General features: G+C 49.9%; 3 protein-coding genes and 2 pseudogenes. All 5 read right to left on the bottom strand.

Annotation, left to right across the window (positions count from 1 at the left end; all coding sequences use genetic code 11):
• Nucleotides 1-296 precede the first annotated feature (296 nt).
• Nucleotides 297-1,136 (bottom strand): protease HtpX, encoded by an 840-nt coding sequence (htpX, locus tag C7N83_RS12995; protein ID WP_106743150.1) that lies wholly within the window; start codon nt 1,134-1,136, stop codon nt 297-299.
• A 272-nt stretch (nt 1,137-1,408) separates the two neighbouring features.
• Entirely contained in the window at nt 1,409-2,854 is a 1,446-nt protein-coding gene (locus C7N83_RS12990; RefSeq protein WP_106743148.1) for a LutB/LldF family L-lactate oxidation iron-sulfur protein, read from the bottom strand.
• A pseudogene (locus C7N83_RS12985) lies at nt 2,851-3,553 on the bottom strand (LutC/YkgG family protein). Before C7N83_RS12985 ends, C7N83_RS12990 begins: the two are co-directional and overlap by 4 nt.
• Nucleotides 3,550-4,329: pseudogene (locus C7N83_RS12980) on the bottom strand ((Fe-S)-binding protein). Before C7N83_RS12980 ends, C7N83_RS12985 begins: the two co-directional pseudogenes overlap by 4 nt.
• Nucleotides 4,330-4,673: 344 nt before the next feature.
• Nucleotides 4,674-4,990: hypothetical protein (locus tag C7N83_RS14985; RefSeq protein ID WP_170064918.1), on the bottom strand; the 317-nt coding region annotated here is incomplete at its 5' end.

The following is a 4,990-nucleotide window of genomic DNA, read 5'->3' as shown; positions in this document are numbered from 1 at the left end:
TTCTGTGCCCGTTATTTAGTAAAACAGCCATCATTGCCGGAGCAATGCGCCGATGGGGCTTTTCCGGCACATTGAAAACGGAAAGCTTCGATGAAGACGGTGCGCTGCCGGCGGCGGGGCCGGCAACGATCATAAATGATTACATACTGCAATCATGAACGCTTGAGTCTGGACTTAAAAAAGCTGAGCCCTGTTGCCTGCAGAACCCGGCTTGAAAAGGCTGTTTGAGAAACATTCTTAACTTGTCCAAGGGTTGGGGGGGGAAGTTCAGGTTTCAGACGGCCTTAATGAATAGGTTATTGCGCTTTCAGGCGGGCAATTCGGTTATCTAAAGATGGATGGGTGCTTAATAGCGAATCTTTGGTGTCGCTGGAAATTCCCATAGCGTTCATTTCGCGCGGTAAATCGTTTCCTGCACCTTTCAAACGTTGCAGGGCGGCAATCATTTTAGGCGCCCCGACCAATTTCGCGGCACCGGCATCGGCGCGGTATTCGCGTTGGCGGCTGAACCACATCACGATGATGCTTGCCAAGAAACCGAAGACAATTTGCAACACCATGCTGACCATGAAATACATGCCGTTGGAAGTGCTGCCGTCTTCATTGCGGGCAACCATGCCGGAAACGATGCGGGCGAAGAATACGACAAAGGTATTAACTACCCCTTGAATCAAGGTCAGCGTCACCATGTCGCCGTTGCCGACGTGTGCCATTTCGTGCGCTAACACGGCTTCGATTTCATCGCGGGTCATATGGTCGAGCAGGCCGGTAGATACTGCTACTAAGGAATTGTTTTTGCTGGCGCCGGTGGCAAATGCGTTTGGTTCCGGCGAATGGTAAATGGCCACTTCCGGCGTTTTCAAATTCCATTGACGCGCTTGGGCTTCAACTGTGGACAGCAGCCAAGCTTCCTCTCCGCTGCGTGGCTGGGTAATCACTTCCGCGCCTACTGAACGTTTGGCCATGGTTTTGGAAAGTAGCAGGGAAATAATCGAGCCGCTGAAGCCGACAACGGCAGAGTAAATCAACAGGCTACCGACTTCGTCGGTGCTGTTGATGCCTAAAACGGCCAATACGATGCGGATAACGATCAAAACGGCAATATTGGTTGCAAGAAACAGGAAAATGCGTTTCACCGGATGATTCCTTTTATGTTGGTGTGTGGTTGTTTTTATACTGCTTTGAGATGGGGCAGATTTGATGGTATTGTCTCAAAAAGGCTGATTTTAGGGAATAAGCTTTTAAGCAAAGGTATGCAAATCTGAAGGCCGGTCTCTGTTGCAAAGCGGCTGAAAATAGGTATTCGTGCAAATTTTAAATGGCTTTGTGAAGCGGTTGGTGCTGGTGGTGTTTGAAGAACAGAAAGGCCGTCTGAAAGTTTCAGACGGCTTTGGTCAGGCCTGAAATATTAAGATTGGCGTTGTTTTTCTGCAATCATTTCACGCAGGGTTTTCTTCGCCGGTTTCATAGGTGCCCGGTTATCCGTCCAGCCCAATTGTTTGCTTGGGGTTAAGGCGCGGAATTTGGTTGCTGCCCAACCGAAGGCGCGGTAGGTTTTTTTGCCGCTGAAAATGCCGTTGGATGTGCGCCATGCTATTTGTTCGCCGAAGGTGTGTGATGCGCCTTGGCCGCGAATCGGATGCGGCACGATTTCTTTTGGCGGACGTTGGGCTTCCACGCGCAAACGCTGCATTTGTTCGGTAATCGGAATGCGTACCGGACATACTTCCACACACGCACCGCACATGGTGCAGGCGGTAGGCAGGTTACTGGTGTTTTCCAAGCCGAGTAAGTGCGGCGACAGGATTTCGCCAATCGGACCCGGATAGGTTGTGCCGTAGGCTGCCCCGCCGATGCGGGTGTACACCGGACAGTGGTTCATACACGCACCGCAGCGGATACATTGCAAAGTGCGGCGCATTTGGTCTTCGGCATAGGCTTGAGTGCGGCCGTTGTCGAGCAGTACCAAATGCATTTCTTGCGGGCTGTCCAGCTCTTCGCTGCGGCGCGGGCCGGTAATCATGTTGAAATAAGTGGTGATGTTTTGGCCGATGGCCGAACGCGGCAGCAGGCCGTAAATTGGTGGCACATCCGATAATTTTGCCACCACTTTTTCAATGCCGGTAATGGCGATATGTACCGGTGGCACGGTAGTCGATAATCGGCCGTTGCCTTCATTTTCTACCAGACACAAGGTGCCGGTTTCGGCTACGGCAAAGTTGACGCCGCTTAAACCGACATCGGCAGTGCGGTAAATGTCACGCAAGGCCATACGGGCAAAGCCGGTGAGCTGGCCAACGTCATCGGTCGGTGGGGTATTTAAGTTTTGGTGGAACAATTTGCTGACTTGCTCTTTAGTTTTGTGGATGGCGGGCATCACGATGTGGGTCGGTTTTTTACCGGCCATCTGAACGATGAATTCACCCAAATCGCTTTCTACTGCACGAATGCCTTTTTTTTCCAAATAATGGTTCAGCTCGATTTCTTCGCTGACCATGGGTTTACCTTTGACCATCAGTTTGCCGTTGTGGGCGGTGATGATGTTGTGGATGACGGCCCAGGCTTCATCAGGGGTTTCCGCCCAGTGTACTTTTACGCCCAAGCGGGTCAGATTTGCTTCGAGCTGCTCCAGCAAATCAGGCAGGCGTGAGAGCGAGCGTTGGCGGATGCGCTCGCACAAATCGCGTAAGGTTTGCAATTCTTCTTCGTCCGATAACACGGCTTTACGCTTGGTCATCAGCATGTCCATGGCGGTACGCAGGCTTTTGCGCAAAGGTTTGTCTTGCAGCGAAATGGCCGTGTTTTGTTTGAAGGTTTCTGGTTTCATATGGAATCGGATGGTTTGTGTGTTCATACGGTTTCCTCCAAATCGGCAGGTGAAATGAGGTCGGGCAGAATCGCCATCACGACCAAATTGCGGGGGCCGTGTGCGCCGTAGGCCAGCGTTAATTGGATGTCGGCGGTTTTGGAGGGGCCGGAGATGAGGATTACGTTGGTCGGTATACCGTTTCCAACCAAATTTTCGCCTTCAATGGCATGGTGGAATTCATCATACATTTTGTTGGTGTCAAACAGGCAGAAATGCACAGGCGGCACCAAGCTCAGGCTGCGAGGTTGTCCGGGGCTGGATTCTAACATGATGGTGCCGGTGCGGGCGATGCCGCATTTCGAGCCGCTGAAGCCGGCATCGACTTGCAGGAAAAACTCGTCTTTCCAGTCTTCGATTTTACGGTCGAACGGCAGGGTTTCGATATTATTGCCTTCTAATGCGGCTTGGGCTTTGAGGCCGTCTGAGGTTTGCAGTGGCAATAAGATGTTTTTTTAAGCCTTTTTCTTCGGCAGCTTGACGGAACACTTGCGGCCAGTTGTTTTGGTTGGCCCAGTAAATCTCGGTTTTGACCGCACGCATGGTTGCTGCCCAGTGTTTCAGGCGGGCAGTTTTGTTTTCCCAAGTCATTTCGTTTTGACGGTAGTAATCAGATGTGTCGGGTTCAACCATCGGGTAGGCATCGGCTTTTCTCAGCTTGGCCAAAATATTGTCGCGCGCGCTCATGCTTTGCCTCCTGTGCGTTCCAATAAGAAGGTGGCAATGTGTTTCGGTGCCGGCATATCCGGCTCGCTTTTGGCGATTTTGCTGCCGATATTCATCATACAGCCGAAGTCGGCACTGATGATTTCAGTGGCTTGGGTTTCTTTCAGCGCGGCTACTTTGTCACTAACCATTGCACCGGAAATGTCGGGGTGTTTGACGGAGAATGTGCCGCCGAAGCCGCAGCATTCGTTTTCGTGATCGTGTACGATGCGTTCGACATTTTCCATACCGTCAATCAATTGTCAGCCTGAAAGATGAACATTCATTTCATGGCGTGCTGCGCAAGAGGTATGAACGGCCACTTTCACCGGTGTACCTTTGTCTTTAGGGTGATAGCCGATGGCCAGCAGGAAATGGGTGAATTCAATCACGCGCCCGGCAATATCTTTGGCTTTGGTTTCGTAGGGTGTCTCTTTAAATAAGGTCGGCCAGTGGTGTTTCATCATGCCACCGCAAGAGCCTGACGGTACGACAATCGGCCAGTTTTCAGGAAACAGATCCAATTGGGCTTTGGCAACATCAAATGCTTCTTGCGGATGGCCTGAAGAATAGGCCGGCTGGCCGCAGCAGCTTTGATCCATCGGGAAGTGGGTGCGGATGCCTTGTTGTTGGATTAAGGTCATAGCGTCCATGCCAGCTTCAGGCATGAAGATGTCGAGTACGCAGGTGCCGAAGAAATAGGCGTCGGTCGGTATGCTGTCGAAACGGATAATAGGGGTAGGGTTTTCTACGTTCATTTTGGGTAAAGGTTTCTTTAATTGTCATAGGTCAAGAATCACGTTGTACTTTAAGTAATTCCATGTAATAAGTTGAATTTTTCAAAACAAATTTGCAAATAGATGACTGAAAGCTAAAGTCCCTATATTTTCTGATATTTTATATTTTAGTAATCATTCTCATTAAATTTTAATCTTATACTGTTTATATATTAATAAATAATAATTTTCAGATGGCATCTGACCGTTTGAAAATGTTTTACAGGAATTGAAAGCAATTTTCAGTCTGGTCGCATCCGGCTGAACAAAAAATAGCATGTGTCAAAGCCCCAAGGCGTCTGAAAGCGACGCGTCCGTGATTCTTTCTACTGTTTGGGCATAACTGTGCATAACGGTTTCAGGACGGTTTTCGAATGCGTCGGAATAATCACGGATGCTGTCGGCCAACCGCTTTTGATTGTCTTTGACTGCCGGTACGCAATCGGCTTTTTTCCGATGATTTTGGTTGCAATATCCGTAACGATACTGCCGCCGGGCATCGGTTTTTCCGGCAGTTCGGGAATAGCTGTTTTTTCATTGGGTTTGTCTGCAACATTTCTCTGGCAAATGCGCTGACGGTTGAATAGGCTTTTAACTGCTGCCGCCGTTCTTACGCAGGGTTTTGCCGTCAAATACAGGGGTT

It is taken from the genome of Neisseria iguanae (assembly GCF_003013245.1).
In the GTDB taxonomy this organism is placed as follows: Bacteria; Pseudomonadota; Gammaproteobacteria; order Burkholderiales; family Neisseriaceae; genus Neisseria; species Neisseria iguanae.
The sequence above is the reverse complement of the archived record's forward strand: the minus strand, read 5'-3'. Positions and strand labels throughout refer to the sequence as shown.